The sequence below is a fragment of the Halobacillus sp. Cin3 genome (genome assembly GCF_947311855.1).
Classification (GTDB): Bacteria; Bacillota; Bacilli; order Bacillales; family Halobacillaceae; genus Halobacillus; species Halobacillus kuroshimensis.
The window spans coordinates 1,176,100-1,195,285 of record NZ_CAMZMV010000001.1 but is presented as its reverse complement, the minus strand read 5'-3'; the positions used below and the strand labels follow the sequence as shown (position 1 = coordinate 1,195,285).

Here is a 19,186-nt window from a genome sequence, read left to right as displayed (position 1 = left end):
TTCTAGTGTCCACCAAACCCCGGTACCAGAATAAACGAACAGTAGTAAGTAAAACCAATCATAAAGACTGTCAGGTATGAGAAGAATATGTACACATACATACGTTCTGACAGCTTAAGATACCCAATAGTAAGGAAAAAAGCCGTTTGAACTAGTGAAAGTAGAGATGCTTCCACCATATCACCGGTATAAAACATGACAGCGAAAATACCTGTCCAAAAGGCCAGAACTCGAAACATACGATCCATGCTTTTTTCCCCCTCCTTTTCTGTCGTTAAACCATCACCCATATTATATACGACCCTGAAATAATTGTAAATAAAACGGATACATGTTCCTTTGTGTAGTATATGTATATCCGTTAACGCTTACTCGTAATCGTCCTGATTCAGTACGAACCTTTCTTTTTCTCATCAGACCTTTGATGGACAGTACGTATATCTTTCGCGGAGTGCTGCGGAATGATGCAGAAAAATGCCTTAGAATTGTGAACATTTTATGTCAAGTGAAGAAATGTGTTTAAAATATTGTACAAAGGTTATACAATCACTGTACAACAAAAAACACACAGCGAGGAGAGCTGAGCATGGAAGAGTTGAAATTTTATACCTACCCGAGTTGCACGTCCTGCCGCCGAACGAAGTCATGGTTGAACAGCCAGGGGGTCGTTTTTAACGAACAGCACCTGTTCCGTGAAACTCCTACAGCCGATGAACTGAAGCAGATTCTCGCCCTTACAACAAACGGAATTGATGAGATACTAGCCAAAAGAAGCAAGGAATTCAAGGCTTTGGATATTGATGTAGATGACCTTTCCCTCAATGAATTTTTGAACCTTGTGATTGAAAAGCCGAAGTTGCTGCGCCGTCCGATTTTGACAAATGGAGAAAAGGTTGTCATTGGTTATGATCCTGAGGGATTGCGTGGAATTACAGATAAACGCGTGGAATACACGGAAAAAATTTCATGAACTTACTTAATGGTGCACCTGAATGGAGGTGCATTTTTATTTGTCTGGATATTGGAAAGTAACGACATATTTACTTCCCGATTCGTTTACGGATAATTCCCAGCTGCACTTCCATAACGTTTCTGTTTCTTTCCTGCAGTCGGCAGCAGCTGTTCCGTTGGCGGTACGGTAGGAATAGGGAAAAACCGCTTCGCTGTCCTGTGCTAGTGTCAGCTCAGTGTTGATGTAGTGCCGTGCTCTCTCCAGCAGATGCTTTTTTGTAATGCCATATTGATGGCTTTGTGTAAGCCTTTGGTGGTTTTCAAAGGAAGCAGCTGTGAATGATACAAGAAGGACAAAGACAAGGGTAACCATCAGGACCCATGGGAAAATCATGCCGGATTCATTTTTTGTGAGGCAGATGAACCACCTCTTCAAAGGTTTCCTCATTTGTTAAACCCACCTCTACAGATACCGTAAAGTCTTTTTCGATATACGACAGGTTTTTAACGTTTTCCAGAAGGATTTCGTATCCCTTTCCATTTACCGTTCGTTTAATCGTGGATCCGTTTTTGGAGATTTCGATAGTCCGGTCATCCTTGTCTGTAATGACAAGGACGTCCCGGGTGAAGGTATACGTCTTAGACTGACTTACCTCCTCATAAAGAACATGGGTGAATTGTTCCACAGCAAATTCCTCCGTATAGCTGCTCATACCTTTGATGAGAGGAAAGACAGGACTGATGAAGGCTGTCACGATTGTCAGGATCGTCAGACTCAGGACAACCTCCGTGAAGGTATAGCCCTTATTCGGGCGGAACATCATACAGGCAGAACTTATTTTCGCGATTTTTGGTATCCTTCCAATAGGCACAGCCCTTGCCACCGCCTTCCTCTGTGAATATCAGTGTGACTGGGTTGTGAATTTGATACACTTTTGTGTAAGGGTAGGGCCGGTTCTCTTTGAGGTGAAGGTGATATTCATCGTATAAAAGGGAAACAGCTTCCCGTTCCCATGATAGAGCAGCCCTGCCGTTTTCGAGTGAGATAAGAGCCGGGAAGAGGGTGAGAAGAAGCACCAGCAGGACACTGAACGCTGTAACGGTTTCCAGAAGAGTAAACCCGTTAGAGTTTCTCAATTCTCATCCTGCTCGTCCCAAAAGGAAACGTGATTTTATACGTAGCATCAGGTGATGAAATTCTCATCGTCCCGGCTTTCCGGATGACCCCCTGCTGGTTGAAGTAAACGTTATAGGGAAGTGTCAGCATTTCAATCGTCCACCCTTCAGGCAGTGTAGTTTTTGTGATGGTTTCCCTGTGAAGGGAGTCGTAAATATAATAGTATCTCCGGCTTGTATTAAAACGGAGTGAATGGTACGCATGATCGTTCATGGATAAGTGTTGAATGAGGTATACATCTTCCTTGAATTGTTCCAGGACCTGCGCAGCCTTTACTTGCTCATAAGTGGAGCGGTGGACCGGAGTCAGGCAGAGGATCAGCACAGACCATGTCAGCAGGACAAGAAGCGTTTCTGTCAGGGTAAATCCTTTATTCCCCCGCAGCTTCCACTACCTCGCCGTTTGTAATGGTCAGGGCTGTACCATCTGGACATTCAGTTGTCTTGATGTATTCAGCTGTTTTCAACTCTTCAATGGTCGGAACAGCATTGTTTTCGACTTGATAAGCTTCCATCTGAGCTTCCACCGTCACTTTTAAGGCGTCACATCCTTTAGTTCTGATATTTTCTGTGTTCTGCGACAGATTGGGGATGGTGATTATCAGCAGAACAGAAATCACGAGCAGAACAATCAGCATTTCTATCAGCGTAAACCCTTTTTCATTTTTCCACATAGGTCGATCTCCTTTATTTATAATTGATTCATCCATTGGTAGAGGGGCAGCATAATAGCGGCATAGACCATTACAATGACAAAAGCAATGCCGACAAAAAAGACAGGCTGGATCCATTGGATGGATTTCTGGATTTTTTCCTGCATGAGGGTCATGAGAAATTCCGAGAACAGATCCAGTTCGTGCTTGAGAGCATGCATATCATTGGTATGATGGAACACATCCGTGAGTTCTTTTCGTAACAAACGGCATTGGTGAAGGGAAGCGGATATGGTGCTCCCTTCAGACAGGTTTTCTAGAATGTTCGTACAATAATAGGACAGGATGTCATACTGCTTGTGCTCCTTGACCAGCATAAGGGCATCCTTCAGAGGAAGGCCGGCTTGGAAAAGAGAGGCCAGGTGAGAGGAAAAGAGAAAAGAAAGCCTGTAGGAATGATACATACGCAGTGGAGGAAACCTTCGATCACCTTCATTTTTTTCTCAAACGGCAGCATTGGGATGAAAACAGCGAGCCCTGCCCCTAGAATAAGGATAGCGGTAAACAAGATGCCGGCAGTGTTTAATCCATGGTTCATAAGGTGCATAAGCGTCAAAGAAGAACTTTCCTGATCAGCAAACAAGATAGTGAAATTAGGAATGATTGTCCTTTTCATAATGATAAAAGTAAGGAAAAGGAACAGAAGAAGGAAAACGGGGTAGCGGACAGCCGCGAGAAATTTCTCTTTGTATTCTTTCTTCATAAGAAGAAGTTCACGGCACTGTTTAAACGTTTTAGGAAGGTCATCCTGGTACTGACTGAAGGAGAGGTACTGGGTGACGGTATTGGAAAAATGGGCTTTCTCCAGCGCAAGGCTTAAGGTGTCACCTCCTTTCAGCACTTCAATCAATTGATGGCTGACTGGCTTGAGGCGCGCGTCCCATCCTGTCATAGAGAGGGAATCGAGCAGGGGGTATCCTTTTTCGAGGATATGACTCAACCTGTGAAAAAAATCGATCTGCAGTTGAATGGAAGGGCCCGGTGTTCGTTTAATCGGCCATTTCTTCCTCAGAAATGAAGCCGAGCGCATAAGCTTTCCTCCTTAGTTGTTCGAAAGTATGAATAGAGGCGGGACTCCCGTTCAGAGCCCGGAGCAGCTGACCGCCCTCCAGTGTTTCAAGAATGGCCGCACGTTTAGGGAGGCGGTCTCTTCCAGTAAGGGAAACCAGCTGCTGAGCGGCGATGGCCAGGAGCGTCTGTTCCATTTCCACTTGTTGAATGTTCATTTCCTTCAGCCTGTGCAGGGTTCCCTCGGCATTTTTAGCGTGGATTGTACTGATGACGAGATGCCCGCTTAAGGCCGCTCGGAAGGCGAATTGAGCGGTTGCCTGATCACGGATTTCACCAACCATGAGGAGATCAGGATCATGTCTGAGGGCTGCTTTCAACCCGGTATCATAAGTGATGCCTGCACGCTCATTCACCTGTACCTGGATGAGGTTGTTAATATTTTTCTCAATAGGATCCTCGAGAGTGATGGCCTGATACGAACTCTGCGTCGTCAGGGCTTGAAGAAGGGCATATAAGGTCGTGGTCTTTCCACTGCCGGTCGGCCCCGTGAATAAAATCATACCGCTGCGGTGATGAAGCCATCGTTTTAACCGTTTTCCTTGATGAGGGAAAAGAAATAACTGTTCCAGCGGGGTATGATCCATGGGATTGAGGATTCGGACAGCGAGGCTTTCGGAGTCCTGGATAGGAAGGGTAGAGAGACGGAGGTCAAAGAGACTGCTGCCGGAGCGGTGTTGAAAAGTCCCGTTCTGCGGACGTTTCTGCTCACCGATATCCATCCCGGATGTGAACTTAAAGTAGGAGAGTGTTTTTTGATACAAAGGCATAGGAAGACTGGAGTGGAAAATTCTTTCGCCGTGGATCCTGAAATAAATGGAGCATGATTCGCGGTAGGGGGAAAAGTGGATGTCCGAGGCGGACTGCTGTACTGCGGAGACGATCAGGTCATAAGCATAAGTCGCAATGGATTTCAAAGGGTTATCACCTCATTTATATCGTGGTTAAATAGAAGTATTCGACATAAAGTGAAAATATCCTGCATGGAAATGGGAAAGGGGAACAAAATGATTTATTTAATTGGTTTTATGGGAAGTGGAAAATCAACCATCGCTTCAAGGCTTGCAGAGAAACTGCAGTGCTCCTGCATAGAAATGGATGAAAGTATCGAAAAGCAGGAGGGTCTGACTATCCCGGAGATGTTTGCTCAGCATGGAGAAAGCTATTTCAGGGAAAAAGAGCGGGATTTTCTGCGAAGTTTAGAGGGTGAAGCTGTTGTTTCCACCGGAGGCGGTGTCATATTGTCCAAGGAGAACTGTGAGATGATGCGGGAGGGCACCGTGATCTACCTTCATGCCGGATGGGAGACCATTGTGCATCGATTGAAAAATGATACATCCCGGCCGTTATGGTCAGGCGACGAATCGGAAAAAAAGCAGCGTTTTGAAGACAGGCTTAGGCTTTATAAGGAAGCCGCTCATCATGTGGTTGTCGTGGACGACAAAGCTCCAGAAGTCATTGCTGAGGAAATCGCCGCACGTCTAAAATGATGAATTCCCGGGCATACTCATTGTAACTGATGCTTAAAAGAGGGGATTTTATGAACCAAAATGATTATGTAAAGTTTTTGACTCAGGAAATGGTCAAATACATGCAGTTGTCCAAAGAAGAAAAGAAACAGCGAAAGCGGGAAAAACCTTCAAAGAAATCGTCTGTTTACTGGTTTGGATTGATTCCCCTTGCCATACGCATGTTCAAAAGGAAACGGAACATCTCTCATCATTGAAAAAGCCGCTGGTCATCAGCGGCTTTTTTGATGGATCCAGGGAGCACTTGTTTCCTGAGAAATATAAAACAAACCTCCATTAACCACTTCAAGCTTAATGCAGGGCTTATAGCGGGTATCCATCTGGTCACGTTCTTTCGTGAACGACTCGAGATCGATGTCTTCCGACGCATAAAAGGACTCAAGCAGCGCTGTTTCTCTTTGTAAATGTTGATGGGATTCCACAGCCCATTGATTATTTTGTGATGAAATATACGTCTCCACGTGCTTTTCCATCCGTCTGTATGCGTTGGAAAGAGAAATGACAGGCGTCATGGGAAACGTATAGTCTGATACAGTGTTTCCAAACGGGACCATTTCCAGTTTTTCCATCATCTTCAGCATCATCGTTCCATGAATGAGATTCAATCCGATAGATAGTGGCTCATCCCGTGCCTGTTTCCCTCGGTAATGCAGCAGGAAGTTGACGACAAGCCACGGACTTACAGCTGTATGACCTGCATTCTCCGGCGGGATCCGCTCATACAGCCGTGCAGTTTTTCCTTTATTGATGGCTGTTTGATAGAGGGCATGCAGTTTAGGTGTTCCGGCATGAAGGTAGATGCCTTGTTTCTGACTCCCATCCGTCTGGGTGAACGTGAGGCGCATCGGTTCGCCTTCGCGGCCCATTTTTTTCATATAGTGCCAGTAAAAGGGGCGGTTCATGATCTCTTCATCCATCTCACTCGTCAACTGGACGGTGAAATGAGTCGGACCTTTTTCAAGAACCGGACAGTTATATGCGGCGAAAAAATGTTCAACAAATGCAGCGTAGGGGTGGGGAACACTCAACTGGATTCTCTCCTTTCATTAACCGTATGTTCAACGTAACTGACAAGATTTTTTAACTTAATGTCCATTTCCCCCTGACTTTCGGACTGTTTGACAATCGACTGTATCTGCTGCTCAAACGTCCCGCCGGGAATCTGCTCCAAGATGTGATCCAAATCCCCGACCGCATTCTTAAAGACCTCAATTTTTTCGTATAGCATGTGCATAATGTGGTCCTCAATCGTGTTTTCTACAGCAAAATTGTAAATGTTTACATCATACTTTTGTCCGAAACGATGGATTCTTCCAATCCGCTGTTCAAGACGCATGGGATTCCAGGGGAGGTCATAGTTGATCATATGGTGGCAGAACTGGAGGTTGATGCCCTCTCCGCCTGCTTCTGTGGCGACCATCACCTGTGCTTTGTTTTGAAAAAGCTGTTTCATCCAGTCACGCTTGCTCTTGTTAAATTTCCCGCTGAATGGAACAGAGGTGATCCCATGCTGCTGTAAATACCACTGCAGGTAAAACTGGGTGGCTCTGTATTCGGTGAAAACGATGAATTTCTCTTCTTTTTCCTTTATCAGATCCACCATACGTTCAGCTTTAATGTGGTGGGGAAGACGGCCGAGGGCCTCAATGAAATCATCATAAACCGCTTGTTTTTCAGGTGGGGCTTTCTTCTTCAATTGGTTCAAAGACATGTAACAGGCTTCCCTTGAAGAACACAGCTCTTTGGCCAGGGTCAGCCATGTGAACGAAGGATGATCAGCTTTTAACTGTTCAAGGGATTGGTACAGTTCGGCTTCTTCATTTGTAAACGTCAGTCTTTCATTCCTCACTCTGCGTTTAGAGGAATCCAGCCCTGTATCCTTTCTGCGGTTGCGGATCATAAGCTGACCGACAAGGGAGTGGATATGCTGGATATGCTCTTCTTCCTGGGCATGCTTTTGATATTTCTTTTTAAAGTCCGTCAGGTTTCCTAAATATCCGGGCTTCAGGATGGATACAAGGTTAAATAAGTCACTCAGTTTATTCTGAATGGGGGTGGCTGTGAGAAGAAGGCAGTAGGTCTTTTTTAAAGACTGGACAAACTGATAATTCTTCGTTTGATGATTCTTCAGCTTATGGGCTTCATCAATGATGATGAAATCGTATTCCTGGGAAAGAATCTCCTCCCTGTGATGGTCCCTTTTAGCCATATCAATGGATGTAACCGCCACATCCCATTCTTTCCAGGATGCCTGCTTTTTTCTCGGGGATGCTGCCTGGATGTAGAATTTCTCATTCAATTCCTGAATCCACTGATTGACGAGGGATGCAGGAGTAAGTATGAGAACTTTTTCAGCTCGGCCTCGAATCATGTATTCTTTTAAAATCAGTCCGGCTTCCAATGTTTTTCCGAGTCCGACCTCATCAGCCAGAATCGCACGGCCGTTCATATGGTGTACGACGGTTTCAGCCGCTTCTACCTGATGATCCATAAAGTCCACATGAGGAAGGTGATCAAGCGCAAGCAGACCCCCGAATTCCGGCACGGTTTTGAATTGGGCGGCCTGGTAGGCCAGTTTAAATCCTTCCCAGGAGGCCAGATGTTCCGATTGGTCAAGGTGGCTGGACAGAGAGTGAATGAACGTTTGATCTGGATGAATAGTAAACATGGAAACAACCCTCCGTATTCCGATATTTTAAGATTGTGAATTGTTGTAGAATTTTCGTGTTCTTTGCTGGAGACGCGTGATATAATGAACGGGAAAAGATGTGTCATCCATACATTACACGATAGTATGCCCGGTAAAATCTAGGAAAATACAAACGCGAATGACTGCAGAGGGAGAGACCCTTGTAAGGGCGCCGAAGGAGCAAGCAGAATTGTGAATCTCTCAGGCAAAAAGACCTCTGCAGGACGCAGCTCTGGAGAGCGTCTGCCTTCTACGGGCAGACCACCCAAGAAGCAAACACCCTCTACAGGTGTGAAACTTTCTGGTTCACGGACAGAGACTCCCGCTCATAGCGGAGGAGTCTCTTTTTTTATGGGCAGAACGACGTAAAGGAGTGGTTGAATTGACAGAATTGAAACGAACACCTTTATATGCAGAGTATGAAAAGCTTGGAGCGAAAACCATTGATTTCGGAGGCTGGGATCTGCCGGTGCATTTCTCCGGCATTAAAGATGAGCATGCTGCGACAAGAAATGCGGCTGGTCTTTTTGATGTGTCTCACATGGGGGAAATCATGATCGAAGGATCCGACAGCCTGGCTTTTCTGCAGAAAATGCTGACGAACGATGCTTCTAAGCTCGTCCCTGGAAAAGCGCAGTACACGATTATGTGCTATGAAAATGGCGGGACGGTTGATGATTTGATCGTTTATCACCTTTCTGAAAACACGTATCTATTAGTCGTTAATGCGGCGAACAGGGAAAAGGATTTTGAATGGCTTCAACGTCACGCAGAGGGCGATGTGTCAGTGAGAGACGTTTCCGATGCATATGTTCAACTGGCTGTCCAAGGGCCGAAGGCAGAAAAGATTCTACAGAAGCTCACGGACACAGATGTGTCCGCCATTAAGTTTTTCCGATTTGAACAGGGCGTTTCCGTTGATGGAGTGAAAGACAGCGCCATTGTTTCCCGTACAGGTTACACAGGGGAGGATGGATTTGAAATCTATCTTCCTTCAGCTTCAGGACCGGATCTCTGGCAGGTTTTATTAAAAGCAGGTGAGCCGGAAGGGCTGCGTCCGATCGGTCTCGGTGCAAGAGATACGCTCAGGTTTGAAGCGAATCTCGCTCTTTACGGACAGGAGTTGAGCAGAGATATTACACCGATTGAAGCCGGTCTGAATTTTGCCGTCAAAATAAAGAAAGAAGAGGATTTCATTGGAAAGGAAACTCTCATGAAACAGAAAAAAGAGGGGCCCGATCGGAAGCTGGTCGGTATTGAAATGCTCGATAAAGGTATTCCGCGTACTCATTATGAGGTGTATGACAGAGATGCGAAGATTGGTTTTGTAACAACCGGGACCCAGTCGCCGACCTTAGGTAAAAATGTCGGACTCGCGCTTCTTAACCGTGCGTATACAGAGGAAGGGACAGAAGTAACTGTTCAGGTGCGGAAGAGACGCCTGAAGGCCAGGGTCGTCCCGACACCTTTCTACAAAAGATAAATACCTGAGGGGGATGGAACAATGGAATTTCGATATTTGCCTATGACGGAAAAAGATAAAAAAGAAATGCTTGAGACCATCGGTGTCCAGACATCTGAAGAATTGTTTGCTGATATTCCTGAACGCATAAGGTTTCAAGGTGATTTGAATATTAAGCCGCCGAAAAATGAATACCAGTTGATGAAAGAACTGGCGGATACAGCCGGTCGGAACGTCAATCTCAAATCCCATACGTCTTTTCTTGGAGCAGGGGTTTATGATCATTACATTCCTTCCATTGTTGACCACGTCATATCAAGGTCTGAATTTTATACAGCTTACACCCCTTATCAGCCGGAAATATCCCAGGGGGAGCTGCAGGCCATCTTTGAATTTCAAACGATGATTTGTGAATTGACAGGCATGGATGTGGCCAACTCTTCTATGTATGATGGCGGAACAGCACTGGCAGAAGCCGTTAACCTTGCTGCTGGACAGACGAAAAAGAAAAAAGTGCTTGTATCCAAAGCCGTCCATCCAGAATCTCTCGCTGTGATTCATTCCTACGCCAAGGGGCCGGGGGTTGAAATTATCGAAATCGATCACAAGGAAGGCTTGACAGACCTTGAACAGCTGGACCATCACCTCGATGAAGATACAGCTGGAGTAGTCGTTCAATATCCCAATTTCTTCGGCCAGGTGGAGCCGCTTGAGTCTATCCGCCGCCTCGTAGACAAGCAGAAAAAGGCGATGATGATTACTTCAAGCAATCCGCTTGCGCTCGGGTACTTAACTCCTCCTGGAGCGTTTGGCTCTGATATTGTCGTTGGCGATGCTCAAGTGTTTGGAATTCCTGCTCAGTATGGCGGTCCGCACTGCGGTTATTTTGCAACAACGAAAAAGCTGATGAGAAAAGTGCCGGGCCGGCTTGTCGGACAGACGGTGGATGAGGATGGACGCAGAGGTTTCGTCCTTACCCTTCAAGCCCGCGAACAGCATATCCGCCGGGATAAGGCGACCTCCAACATCTGTTCCAACCAGGCATTGAATGCGCTGGCGGCTTCTGTTGCTTTGTCGTCCATAGGAAAACAGGGATTGAAGAAGATGGCGGCGATGAACATTAAGAAGACGTTATACATGAAACAACAGCTTCAAGCCAGGGGCATCGAAGTTTTGTATAAGGGAGCCTTTTTCAATGAGCTGGTCATCCGGTTGAAGAAGCCTGTGAAAGACATCAATCAACAGCTGCTCGAGAAAGGGTTCATCGGAGGATATGACCTTGGACGGACGGAGGAGCGTCTGGCAGGCTGTATGCTGGTTGCTGTTACTGAAATCCGTACAAAAGAAGAAATCGACACCTTCGCAGGGGAAATGGGGGATTTGAATGGCTAATCAAGACTTTCCATTAATTTTTGAATGGAGCCAGGAGAGCCGGACAGGGTTCAGTCTTCCTGAACTGGATGTGCCGGATACCGATATTGATGAGATGTTTGAAGATGCGTACGTGAGACAGGACGCACCTCAACTGCCGGAGGTCAGTGAACTGCAGATTATGCGGCATTACACAGGTCTGTCCAAACGTAACCACGGGGTGGACTCCGGATTTTATCCTCTTGGATCGTGTACGATGAAATACAATCCGAAAATGAATGAAGATGTAGCCAGACTGGCTGGATTCAGCCATATCCATCCATACCAGCCGGAGGAAACGGTTCAGGGGGCGCTCCACCTCATGTATGATCTCCAGGAATCGCTGGTGGAAATTACAGGAATGGATACCGTCACGCTTCAGCCTGCGGCAGGTGCTCATGGCGAATGGACAGGACTGATGATGATTCGTGCCTTCCATGAGGCGAATGGTGATCATCAGCGAACAAAAGTTATTGTGCCTGATTCTGCCCACGGGACAAACCCTGCTTCTGCTACGGTAGCTGGATTCGAAGCCGTGACGGTAAAATCAGACGAACGGGGATTAGTGGACCTTGAAGACCTGAAGCGTGTCGTAGACGAACAGACAGCTGCACTTATGCTGACAAACCCGAACACGCTCGGTCTGTTTGAAGAGGATATCGAAGAAATGGCGGCCATCGTCCATGAAGCGGGTGGCAGGTTGTATTACGACGGCGCCAACCTGAATGCTATATTAGGGTATGCAAGGCCGGGGGATATGGGCTTTGATGTTGTCCACTTGAACCTGCATAAGACCTTCACAGGCCCTCACGGCGGTGGTGGTCCGGGATCAGGTCCGGTGGGTGTTACGGCAGAGCTTGAGCCGTTTCTTCCAAAACCGATTCTTACGAAAAAAGACGGCCGGTACAAATTTGATGACGATCGTCCCCGTTCCATCGGCCGGGTGAAGCCTTATTACGGGAATTTCGGAATCAATGTACGAGCCTACACGTACATTCGCACCATGGGGCCGGAAGGGTTGAAAAAAGTAAGTGAGTACGCTGTTTTGAACGCCAACTATATGATGCGCAGACTGCAGGAAGCATTCGATCTTCCTTTTGACAGGCACTGTAAGCATGAATTTATTCTGTCGGGCCGCCGTCAGAAAAAACTCGGCGTACGAACACTGGATATGGCCAAGCGCCTGCTTGATTTCGGCTATCATCCGCCGACGATCTATTTCCCGATCAATGTTGAAGAAGCGTTGATGATTGAGCCGACGGAAACGGAGTCCAAGGAAACTCTTGATGACTTCATCGACCGTATGCTTCAAATAGCCAAGGAAGCAGAAGAAGAGCCCGAGACGGTTCAGGAAGCTCCTCATACGACAATTGTAAGCCGAATGGATGAAACTCAGGCGGCAAGAAAGCCTGTTCTTCGTCACCCGATGGAATAGAGAAAAACCGGCCCCTTCGCGGGAGCCGGTTTTCCTGTTTTGAGATATGTTCTGTTATTTCTTCGTTTTGATTTTACCGGTCCATTTCTTGAAGCCGCCTTCAAGCATGTTCAGGTCATTGTACCCTTTTTTATGAAGGGTCATTGCCGCACGTGCAGACCTTGCGCCGCTCTGGCAGTACAAGTAGACGGGTTTGTCCTTGCGGATTTCCACGAGCCTGTTGTTCAGCTGTGAGAGCGGAATATTTCTCGCTCCGAGGATGTGACCCCCGTCAAATTCCTTTGGTTCACGGACATCTATCAGCTGAGCTTTGCGGTAACCCTGACGGAATTCTTCTTCAGATATCGTGTTCAAGATTTTTCTTGTCTTGAAGAATCTATACAAACCGAAAGCAATAAGTAGAACTAGTGCTCCGAGTAAGATCCATAATTCCATTTTCATTTCCCCCCTGTTTTCTCTATTCTTTTATCTATTATAGAAGGGAAGGACAGGTATTTCAAAAAAATTTTTCTTTCTTCCTGAAAAAAATGCCGTTTTGAAGGGGATTATATCGATTTAACAGATGCAAGACAGGAAAAATCGAAAAAAAAAGACATGAGAGGTGCTTTCCTCTTATTCCCTGCTTTTTTCTACCTGTATCTTACGATTTTCTGATTGACAAATTTCAACACATTCGTTCAATAACACAATATATGGTGATCGAATAATAAACAAACACAATATATTGATTAAAAATCTGTATATGTGGTATGTTACATATATCAATTATGGAATTGGCTTTTTCAAGATAAGGGAGAGATGCGAACATGCAGACTACAACTTCTAAAGACGTGCATACAAAAATCAACATAGACCGGCTGAATGCCGATATCAGACAGTTCCCACAGGTCCACCCGGTTACGGACAACATGTCCATTACCCACAAAGGGGTATCCAGGCTTGTCATGCTGGACCGTTATGCGTTCAAAGATACAGAAAAGCTTACGTTGTCCGAAGGGGATTTTGTCGTACTTACTGTAAAGGACGATCCAAAGTTTCCAGCCCGCGGCTTCGGTTTCATTCAGTCCGTTGACTGGCAGACCCATGAAGCGTTTGTAAAAGTGGAAGATGAGTTCGTGAACGTTCTCGACCGTGAGGAAGAAAGAGAGACCGGTGTCATCAAACGAAATCTTGATACCATCGATAAACCGCTGGAAGTCTATTATGAGCAAATTGCTTTAAGAAATGCGACAGGACTATCAGAGGTTGAAACAGATCCGGAAAGACAGACGCAGAGCTTTGAGGAATTTTACGAGGAGCTATCCAGCCTGAACTTCATTCCTGCCGGCCGTGTGCTGTACGGAGCAGGATCCAACACGGATGTGACCTACTTCAACTGTTACGTGATGCCTTATATCCAGGATTCACGGGAGGGTATTTCCGATCACCGTAAACAAGTCATGGAAATCATGTCACGCGGCGGTGGTGTCGGGACGAACGGATCGACCTTGCGCCCGAGGAACACGCTCGCCCGCGGGGTGAACGGGAAGTCATCCGGTTCCGTTTCATGGCTTGATGATATTGCTAAACTGACCCACTTGGTGGAGCAGGGAGGATCCAGACGCGGTGCCCAGATGATCATGCTGGCAGACTGGCATCCGGACATTCTTGAATTCATTATTTCCAAGATGCAGAACCCGCGTATCCTCCGTTTTCTCATCGAAAACACGGAAGACGAAACTATTAAACAACTGGCGAAGGATAAGCTGAAATTCACGCCGTTGACCGAAGTGGAAAAAGACCTTTATCAAAGTGTGGTCAATTACAAGCACATTCAGGGTCAGGGTGGTTTTACAGATCAAAGCGTGCAGGAAGCACAGGAAAAACTGGCTCTCGGCGGGACGTATTCCGTTCATAATTCAGAATTCCTGACAGGAGCCAACATTTCCGTCTGTATTACGAATGAGTTCATGGAAGCCGTGGAAAACGACGACGAATACCAGCTTCGTTTCCCTGATGTAGAGAATTACACAGCGGAGGAAATGAACGCCTATAATGAAGAATGGCATGAGAGCGGCGATGTACGTGAGTGGGAAAAACGCGGCTTCGGTGTGCGTGCCTACAAATCCATTAAAGCGAAAGAGCTGTGGAATCTGATCAATGTCTGCGCGACGTATTCAGCAGAACCGGGGATTTTCTTTATTGATAATGCCAACGAAAAGACAAATGCCACAGCTTATGGACAGAAGGTCGTTGCGACCAACCCATGCGGGGAACAGCCGCTTGCACCATATTCCGTCTGTAACCTGGCTGCTGTAAACCTGGCGTCTGTAGCGGATAAGGAAAATAAAACGGTTGATTTTGACAAGCTTAAACAAACCGTTAAACGCGGTGTCCGTATGCAGGATAACGTGATTGATGCTACTCCTTACTTCCTGGAAGAAAATAAAGTACAGGCCCTTGGTGAGCGTCGTGTAGGCCTGGGTGTCATGGGTCTCCATGATCTTCTGATCTATTGTGAAACAACCTATGGATCAGAAGAAGGCAACAAACTGGTGGATGAAATCTTCGAAACGATTGCTGTAACCGCCTACCGCGCATCCATTGAACTTGCAAAGGAGAAAGGCAGCTTCCCGTTCCTTGTCGGAGCAACGGATGATGAAACACGACAGCTTCGTGAAAACTTTATTCAGACAGGGTATATGAAGCAGATGCCGGAAGACATTCGACAGGATGTTCTGGCTTATGGAATCCGTAACTCCCACCTGCTTACTGTAGCTCCAACCGGAAGTACAGGAACAATGGTAGGAGTGAGTACAGGTCTTGAGCCATACTTCTCTTTCTCCTACTACCGCAGTGGTCGTTTAGGCAAGTTTATTGAAGTGAAGGCGGATATCCTTCAGGAGTATCTGGATGCGCATCCAGAGCAGGATCCGGAGCAGCTTCCTGAATGGTTTGTGACGGCGATGACGATGTCTCCGGAAGCCCACGCTGATACACAGTGCGTCATTCAGCGCTGGGTCGACAGCAGTATCTCCAAGACGGTCAATGCACCGAAAGGATATACGGTCGAACAAGTGGAAAGCGTCTATCAGCGCCTGTACCGTGGCGGTGCCAAAGGTGGTACAGTGTACGTGGATGGGAGCCGTGACAGCCAGGTGCTTACTTTGAAAGCCGAGGAAAACGCTTTTGATGGAGAGCAGACGGAACTGTTTGAAGATGACAAGCGTCCTCGTGTTGTCCTGGTCGATACAGTTCATGAACTGGATAAGACTAACGTGACAATCGGATCAGAAGTCGGCGATACATGCCCGGTCTGCCGTCAAGGAACCGTGGAAGACATCGGTGGCTGTAACACATGTACCAACTGTAATGCTCAGTTGAAGTGCGGTTTGTAATAAATAAAAGAACAGCCCTTCAGATTTGAAGGGCTGTTTTTTATGTTAAACAGAGGCTGCTTGTATCGCATAAGAAACTAGTGTATCATTTTTCTATGTAGTCATCAGCAGATCACAAGCGTTATATCTACATAAAGACAGGGTATTGGAGGTTCATCATGCCAACACCAAGCATGGAAGATTATATTGAACAAATTTATATACTCATTGAAGAAAAGGGTTATGCCCGCGTCTCGGATATTGCTGAGAACCTGGATGTTCACCCGTCTTCCGTGACGAAGATGGTCCAGAAACTCGATCGCGACCAGTATTTGAATTATGAAAAATACAGGGGATTGATTTTGACTCCGAAAGGGAAAAAAATCGGGAAGCGGCTGGTATATCGCCACGAGCTGCTGGAACAGTTCCTGGAGCTGATCGGAGTAGATAAGGAAAACATCTATGAGGATGTCGAAGGTATTGAGCACCATATGAGCTGGAATTCCATCGACCGCATCGGCGATCTTGTCCAGTTCTTCGATGAGAATAAAGGGTATGTCGAAGCTTTGAGAGAAGTGCAGAAGAAAAACGAAGACCAGAATAACGAATAGAGTGCCTGAGACACGGATGTCCGTGTCTTTTTTTTGTGTCCAACAGCTCATGGGAGGGGTTTTTGAGGAAGGGTGGAATTCTTCCACCTGCGTTCTATTTAGTGGACCCGCTGTTTATAATGAATTAAAGCGGGGTGAAGCATGGTGAAAGTAGATGGGGTGTTTTCTGGAGGTGGGGTGAAGGCACTCGCTTTTATAGGAGCCGTTGAGGAACTGCAGAGTCAGGGCTATGTGTTCAGACGTGTTGCCGGTACCTCCGCAGGAGCGATTCTGGCAGCATTAACAGCAGCGGGCTATACAGCCGGGGAAATCAAATCCCGTCTGATGTCCATGTCTTTTGAAGAGATGATCCATGTTCCACTGACAGACCGCGTCTTCCCTTTTATGAAATGGTTGTTCCTGTATTATCGTCTCGGCCTATACAACGGAGCGCAGATGGAAACCGTAATGGCTCACTGGCTGGAGGAAAAGGGTGTGCGTACGTTTGCAGATCTCCGGCCCGGATCGTTGAAGATTATCTGTTCAGATCTTACTTTAGGGAGGATCGTCGTCCTCCCTGATGACTTGAAGAGCACTTATGGCATTGATCCTGCTACCTTTTCCGTGGCAAAAGCTGTAAGGATGAGCTCGAGTCTTCCATATTTCTTCATTCCTGTGAAGATTCATGGAAAGCGTGGGAAATCAGTGATTGTCGATGGAGGGGTCCTTAGTAATTTTCCGCTGTGGATATGGGAAAAGCAGGATGGGTGCCGGACGAGACCAGTAATCGGCTTAAAATTAAGTGATGAGCCGGATAAGCTTCCTGAACAGAAAATCAGAAACGCCATCCAGATGTTTCATGCGCTGTTTAAAACGATGCAGCGGGCTCATGACTCCCGCTACATTTCAAAATCCATCAGTAAGGATATTCTTTTCATCCCTGTAAGCGGCATTGAAACCACTGATTTTCATATGACGAATGAGGAAAAGGAACATTTGATGAATTACGGACGCCAGCATGCATTGGAGTTTTTAAAAAGGTGGACAAAATAAAATCGAGCCTTTAAAAAGAGGCTCGATTTTTGTCTTTGTTTTTATTTCCTTCAATGACCCGGAGTTGTGGCCCATTGGTTCTTCTGCTTTTTTTGCGTGGGAACGGAGCGGATTTAACAGCTGTTTTGGCAGCCGGACTTTTCTTAACGACCGGTGCAGGCTGTTTGTACTTCTGTTTGGATTGTTTAACGGCCTGTTTGTATTTTTTCATTTCATTGCGGTTGCCGGAACCCCCGCCAAATCCGCGTCCGCGGAGGAAGAAGTAGTAGATGGCTCCATAGAGGATAGCCGCCATCCCGATCATAACCACTATGTTTGTTAAGAAACCTGATGTATTGGTAAACAGCTGAACGCCTACAAAGAAAATGGCAAGCCCGATCAAAATGTACATGACTGGTGTCATCCAGTTACGCATATCAATGTCCTCCCTTCTAGTATTAGGTCACCTGTACGACATCTATTAGTTATATATACCCTGGATTGTACACTTTTCATCATTTCCTGTGGCGGGTATGTGCTATTTTCAATTGTTTCCGTAGTAGATGAATTTATGCAGTATTTATACTCAAAGTTCAGGTGAAAGATTCGGGGTTATTCTTTTCTTTCCTTTAGACTGTCACCTCTAAACTAGAAACATGATAAGTATCTCTGGACCTTTATTTTACAACAAATGGAGAAGAATCACTAGGTCTATTATGAAAGCAGGCATGAAAAAATGCGGGTTGGTTAAAATGAGGAAAGAGGTGATGGAGATGGCAGAACAAACTAAAGATCAACGGAAGCAAGAGCCTCGGCAGAGTGTTGCCTCAAAAGCGGCAGCAACAGGTTTTGCCGGGGGGCTTTTATGGAGTGCTCTGGGTGCCGGCGCCTATTATTTTCATTTTACGGAAGTGTCCGCAGCATCCTTTATATTCCGGTCCTTCTGGCAGACGGATTGGACTGGAACATGGCTCGCAGAAGTTCTGTCGGTGCTGATTGTTGCGCTTCTCTCAATCGGAACGGCGTTCGTTTATTACTTTACTTTAAGATCAAGAAAAGGCATTTGGCCGGGCGCCATTTTCGGACTGCTTCTGTGGGGCGTGGTCTATTTTGTGTTAACCCCTGTGTTTCCAGCGATCCCTGGTTTCATGGAACTGAGCAGTGATACGTGGGTGACAACGGCCTGTTTATTTATCTTATACGGTGTGTTTGTAGGGTATTCCATATCTTATGAGTATCATGAATTTAATCAAACGGCAGATTCTTATTCAAATAAGGAGGGAGTATGATAAGATTTAAATGTATGATCCTTTGGGGAACGGTGGGGATATGGAATGGAGAAAAAGAAGATTTATTTACTGAATGGGCCGAACCTGAACCGCCTGGGTGTCCGCGAGCCCGGTACATATGGTACCGGTACACTTGAGGATGTGGTCCGGCTCGTTACAGAGACCGCGCAGAAAGCCGGCTTCGAGGTGGAGGCTTACCAATCCAATCACGAGGGGGATCTCGTAGACTGGATTCATCAGGCTGAAGGAATGGCGGACGGCATCATCATTAATCCTGCTGCCTACACCCATACGAGTGTAGCCCTTCGGGATGCAGTGAGTTCTGTTTCCCTGCCTGTCATTGAAATCCACATTTCCAACGTCCACGCGAGAGAAGCTTTCCGGCACACGTCGATGCTTGCTCCTGTCACGGCAGGGCAGATCGTAGGATTCGGAATCGATGGGTATCGACTGGCGGTAGAAGGATTGATTCAAAAGCTGAATTGA

24 protein-coding genes and 1 riboswitch are annotated in these 19,186 nt (G+C 46.3%); of the genes, 11 read left to right on the top strand and 13 right to left on the bottom strand.

Annotation, left to right across the window (positions count from 1 at the left end; translation table 11 throughout):
- Positions 1 to 2: 2 nt before the first annotated feature.
- Positions 3 to 248 (bottom strand): DUF2626 domain-containing protein, encoded by a 246-nt coding sequence (locus QMA39_RS06425; protein ID WP_027955405.1) that lies wholly within the window; start codon positions 246 to 248, stop codon positions 3 to 5.
- A gap of 338 nt (positions 249 to 586) precedes the next feature.
- Between QMA39_RS06425 and QMA39_RS06420 the strand changes: the two genes are divergently transcribed.
- On the top strand, positions 587 to 970 hold the full coding sequence (locus QMA39_RS06420) for a Spx/MgsR family RNA polymerase-binding regulatory protein (protein WP_035532041.1): 384 nt from the start codon (positions 587 to 589) through the stop codon (positions 968 to 970).
- A 36-nt stretch (positions 971 to 1,006) separates the two neighbouring features.
- On the opposite strand, the gene QMA39_RS06415 is transcribed toward QMA39_RS06420, so the two are convergent.
- From QMA39_RS06415 to comGA, 8 genes are read right to left on the bottom strand one after another with little or no spacing between them, the layout of a single operon-like run.
- A complete protein-coding gene (locus QMA39_RS06415) occupies positions 1,007 to 1,387 on the bottom strand; it encodes a hypothetical protein (RefSeq protein ID WP_169516201.1) in 381 nt (126 codons plus the stop codon).
- On the bottom strand, positions 1,353 to 1,775 hold the full coding sequence (locus QMA39_RS06410; protein WP_027955408.1) for a ComGF family competence protein: 423 nt from the start codon (positions 1,773 to 1,775) through the stop codon (positions 1,353 to 1,355). The genes QMA39_RS06415 and QMA39_RS06410 overlap by 35 nt, the downstream gene beginning before the upstream one ends.
- On the bottom strand, positions 1,756 to 2,088 hold the full coding sequence (locus QMA39_RS06405; protein WP_027955409.1) for a prepilin-type N-terminal cleavage/methylation domain-containing protein: 333 nt from the start codon (positions 2,086 to 2,088) through the stop codon (positions 1,756 to 1,758). Before QMA39_RS06405 ends, QMA39_RS06410 begins: the two co-directional genes overlap by 20 nt.
- Complete coding sequence (locus QMA39_RS06400; RefSeq protein ID WP_051254690.1) at positions 2,075 to 2,452, bottom strand: hypothetical protein; 378 nt, start codon at positions 2,450 to 2,452, stop codon at positions 2,075 to 2,077. Before QMA39_RS06400 ends, QMA39_RS06405 begins: the two co-directional genes overlap by 14 nt.
- A gap of 46 nt (positions 2,453 to 2,498) precedes the next feature.
- On the bottom strand, positions 2,499 to 2,801 hold the full coding sequence (gene comGC / locus QMA39_RS06395) for a competence type IV pilus major pilin ComGC (protein WP_027955411.1): 303 nt from the start codon (positions 2,799 to 2,801) through the stop codon (positions 2,499 to 2,501).
- Between the two features lie 17 nt (positions 2,802 to 2,818).
- Entirely contained in the window at positions 2,819 to 3,157 is a 339-nt protein-coding gene (locus QMA39_RS06390) for a type II secretion system F family protein (protein ID WP_281658244.1), read from the bottom strand.
- 11 nt (positions 3,158 to 3,168) lie between these two features.
- Entirely contained in the window at positions 3,169 to 3,870 is a 702-nt protein-coding gene (locus QMA39_RS06385) for a type II secretion system F family protein (protein WP_281658243.1), read from the bottom strand.
- Positions 3,830 to 4,825 carry a competence type IV pilus ATPase ComGA gene (gene comGA / locus QMA39_RS06380; protein WP_281658242.1) on the bottom strand — a complete coding sequence of 332 codons (996 nt, stop codon included), beginning with the start codon at positions 4,823 to 4,825 and terminating at the stop codon, positions 3,830 to 3,832. The genes QMA39_RS06385 and comGA overlap by 41 nt, the downstream gene beginning before the upstream one ends.
- Positions 4,826 to 4,915: 90 nt before the next feature.
- On the opposite strand from comGA, the gene QMA39_RS06375 reads away from it, so the two are divergent.
- A complete protein-coding gene (locus QMA39_RS06375; protein WP_206935153.1) occupies positions 4,916 to 5,398 on the top strand; it encodes a shikimate kinase in 483 nt (160 codons plus the stop codon).
- A 50-nt stretch (positions 5,399 to 5,448) separates the two neighbouring features.
- Positions 5,449 to 5,634, top strand: coding sequence for a YqzE family protein (locus tag QMA39_RS06370; protein WP_027955415.1), 186 nt, complete (start codon positions 5,449 to 5,451; stop codon positions 5,632 to 5,634).
- Positions 5,635 to 5,649: 15 nt separating this feature from the next.
- Here QMA39_RS06370 and QMA39_RS06365 read toward each other — a convergent pair whose 3' ends face one another.
- Both QMA39_RS06365 and QMA39_RS06360 read right to left on the bottom strand, forming a co-directional pair.
- On the bottom strand, positions 5,650 to 6,465 hold the full coding sequence (locus QMA39_RS06365) for a YqhG family protein (RefSeq protein ID WP_206935151.1): 816 nt from the start codon (positions 6,463 to 6,465) through the stop codon (positions 5,650 to 5,652).
- On the bottom strand, positions 6,462 to 8,105 hold the full coding sequence (locus QMA39_RS06360) for an SNF2-related protein (RefSeq protein WP_206935150.1): 1,644 nt from the start codon (positions 8,103 to 8,105) through the stop codon (positions 6,462 to 6,464). Before QMA39_RS06360 ends, QMA39_RS06365 begins: the two co-directional genes overlap by 4 nt.
- A gap of 160 nt (positions 8,106 to 8,265) precedes the next feature.
- Positions 8,266 to 8,353: riboswitch (glycine riboswitch) on the top strand.
- A 155-nt stretch (positions 8,354 to 8,508) separates the two neighbouring features.
- Here QMA39_RS06360 and gcvT point away from each other — a divergent pair.
- Genes gcvT through gcvPB form a run of 3 tightly spaced genes read left to right on the top strand, consistent with a single transcriptional unit; the run spans position 8,509 to position 12,433 of the window.
- The gene (gene gcvT, locus QMA39_RS06355) at positions 8,509 to 9,609 is read left to right on the top strand and encodes a glycine cleavage system aminomethyltransferase GcvT (protein ID WP_281658241.1); all 1,101 of its coding nucleotides are present in this window, start codon (positions 8,509 to 8,511) and stop codon (positions 9,607 to 9,609) included.
- Positions 9,610 to 9,630: 21 nt separating this feature from the next.
- On the top strand, positions 9,631 to 10,980 hold the full coding sequence (gene gcvPA / locus QMA39_RS06350; protein ID WP_027955419.1) for an aminomethyl-transferring glycine dehydrogenase subunit GcvPA: 1,350 nt from the start codon (positions 9,631 to 9,633) through the stop codon (positions 10,978 to 10,980).
- Positions 10,973 to 12,433: an aminomethyl-transferring glycine dehydrogenase subunit GcvPB gene (gene gcvPB / locus QMA39_RS06345; protein WP_027955420.1), complete on the top strand. Its 1,461-nt coding sequence runs from the start codon at positions 10,973 to 10,975 to the stop codon at positions 12,431 to 12,433. Before gcvPA ends, gcvPB begins: the two co-directional genes overlap by 8 nt.
- A 54-nt stretch (positions 12,434 to 12,487) precedes the next feature.
- On the opposite strand, the gene QMA39_RS06340 is transcribed toward gcvPB, so the two are convergent.
- Positions 12,488 to 12,868 (bottom strand): rhodanese-like domain-containing protein, encoded by a 381-nt coding sequence (locus tag QMA39_RS06340; RefSeq protein WP_027955421.1) that lies wholly within the window; start codon positions 12,866 to 12,868, stop codon positions 12,488 to 12,490.
- 371 nt (positions 12,869 to 13,239) lie between these two features.
- On the opposite strand from QMA39_RS06340, the gene QMA39_RS06335 reads away from it, so the two are divergent.
- The 3 genes from QMA39_RS06335 (at position 13,240) to QMA39_RS06325 (ending at position 17,432) form a co-directional block, all read left to right on the top strand.
- Positions 13,240 to 15,810 carry a vitamin B12-dependent ribonucleotide reductase gene (locus QMA39_RS06335; protein ID WP_051254691.1) on the top strand — a complete coding sequence of 857 codons (2,571 nt, stop codon included), beginning with the start codon at positions 13,240 to 13,242 and terminating at the stop codon, positions 15,808 to 15,810.
- A 158-nt stretch (positions 15,811 to 15,968) separates the two neighbouring features.
- Entirely contained in the window at positions 15,969 to 16,400 is a 432-nt protein-coding gene (gene mntR, locus QMA39_RS06330; protein ID WP_027955423.1) for a transcriptional regulator MntR, read from the top strand.
- 141 nt (positions 16,401 to 16,541) lie between these two features.
- Positions 16,542 to 17,432, top strand: a complete 891-nt coding sequence (locus QMA39_RS06325; protein WP_242520468.1) for a patatin-like phospholipase family protein — start codon at positions 16,542 to 16,544, stop codon at positions 17,430 to 17,432.
- A 10-nt stretch (positions 17,433 to 17,442) separates the two neighbouring features.
- Here QMA39_RS06325 and QMA39_RS06320 read toward each other — a convergent pair whose 3' ends face one another.
- Positions 17,443 to 17,847 carry an SA1362 family protein gene (locus tag QMA39_RS06320; RefSeq protein ID WP_027955425.1) on the bottom strand — a complete coding sequence of 135 codons (405 nt, stop codon included), beginning with the start codon at positions 17,845 to 17,847 and terminating at the stop codon, positions 17,443 to 17,445.
- Positions 17,848 to 18,184: 337 nt separating this feature from the next.
- Between QMA39_RS06320 and QMA39_RS06315 the strand changes: the two genes are divergently transcribed.
- Both QMA39_RS06315 and aroQ read left to right on the top strand, forming a co-directional pair.
- The gene (locus QMA39_RS06315; RefSeq protein WP_051254697.1) at positions 18,185 to 18,700 is read left to right on the top strand and encodes a YqhR family membrane protein; all 516 of its coding nucleotides are present in this window, start codon (positions 18,185 to 18,187) and stop codon (positions 18,698 to 18,700) included.
- A gap of 45 nt (positions 18,701 to 18,745) precedes the next feature.
- Complete coding sequence (gene aroQ, locus QMA39_RS06310; protein ID WP_206935143.1) at positions 18,746 to 19,186, top strand: type II 3-dehydroquinate dehydratase; 441 nt, start codon at positions 18,746 to 18,748, stop codon at positions 19,184 to 19,186.

Bases quoted from the DNA above. Each gene is read 5' to 3' on its own strand.
- QMA39_RS06425 (WP_027955405.1), bottom strand. From the start codon at position 248: ATGGATCGTATGTTTCGAGTTCTGGCCTTTTGGACAGGTATTTTCGCT.
- QMA39_RS06420 (WP_035532041.1), top strand. From the start codon at position 587: ATGGAAGAGTTGAAATTTTATACCTACCCGAGTTGCACGTCCTGCCGC.
- QMA39_RS06410 (WP_027955408.1), bottom strand. From the start codon at position 1,775: ATGATGTTCCGCCCGAATAAGGGCTATACCTTCACGGAGGTTGTCCTG.
- comGC (WP_027955411.1), bottom strand. From the start codon at position 2,801: ATGTGGAAAAATGAAAAAGGGTTTACGCTGATAGAAATGCTGATTGTT.
- QMA39_RS06390 (WP_281658244.1), bottom strand. From the start codon at position 3,157: ATGCTGGTCAAGGAGCACAAGCAGTATGACATCCTGTCCTATTATTGT.
- QMA39_RS06385 (WP_281658243.1), bottom strand. From the start codon at position 3,870: ATGCGCTCGGCTTCATTTCTGAGGAAGAAATGGCCGATTAAACGAACA.
- QMA39_RS06375 (WP_206935153.1), top strand. From the start codon at position 4,916: ATGATTTATTTAATTGGTTTTATGGGAAGTGGAAAATCAACCATCGCT.
- QMA39_RS06370 (WP_027955415.1), top strand. From the start codon at position 5,449: ATGAACCAAAATGATTATGTAAAGTTTTTGACTCAGGAAATGGTCAAA.
- QMA39_RS06360 (WP_206935150.1), bottom strand. From the start codon at position 8,105: ATGTTTACTATTCATCCAGATCAAACGTTCATTCACTCTCTGTCCAGC.
- gcvPA (WP_027955419.1), top strand. From the start codon at position 9,631: ATGGAATTTCGATATTTGCCTATGACGGAAAAAGATAAAAAAGAAATG.
- gcvPB (WP_027955420.1), top strand. From the start codon at position 10,973: ATGGCTAATCAAGACTTTCCATTAATTTTTGAATGGAGCCAGGAGAGC.
- QMA39_RS06340 (WP_027955421.1), bottom strand. From the start codon at position 12,868: ATGGAATTATGGATCTTACTCGGAGCACTAGTTCTACTTATTGCTTTC.
- QMA39_RS06335 (WP_051254691.1), top strand. From the start codon at position 13,240: ATGCAGACTACAACTTCTAAAGACGTGCATACAAAAATCAACATAGAC.
- mntR (WP_027955423.1), top strand. From the start codon at position 15,969: ATGCCAACACCAAGCATGGAAGATTATATTGAACAAATTTATATACTC.
- QMA39_RS06325 (WP_242520468.1), top strand. From the start codon at position 16,542: ATGGTGAAAGTAGATGGGGTGTTTTCTGGAGGTGGGGTGAAGGCACTC.
- QMA39_RS06320 (WP_027955425.1), bottom strand. From the start codon at position 17,847: ATGCGTAACTGGATGACACCAGTCATGTACATTTTGATCGGGCTTGCC.
- QMA39_RS06315 (WP_051254697.1), top strand. From the start codon at position 18,185: ATGGCAGAACAAACTAAAGATCAACGGAAGCAAGAGCCTCGGCAGAGT.
- aroQ (WP_206935143.1), top strand. From the start codon at position 18,746: ATGGAGAAAAAGAAGATTTATTTACTGAATGGGCCGAACCTGAACCGC.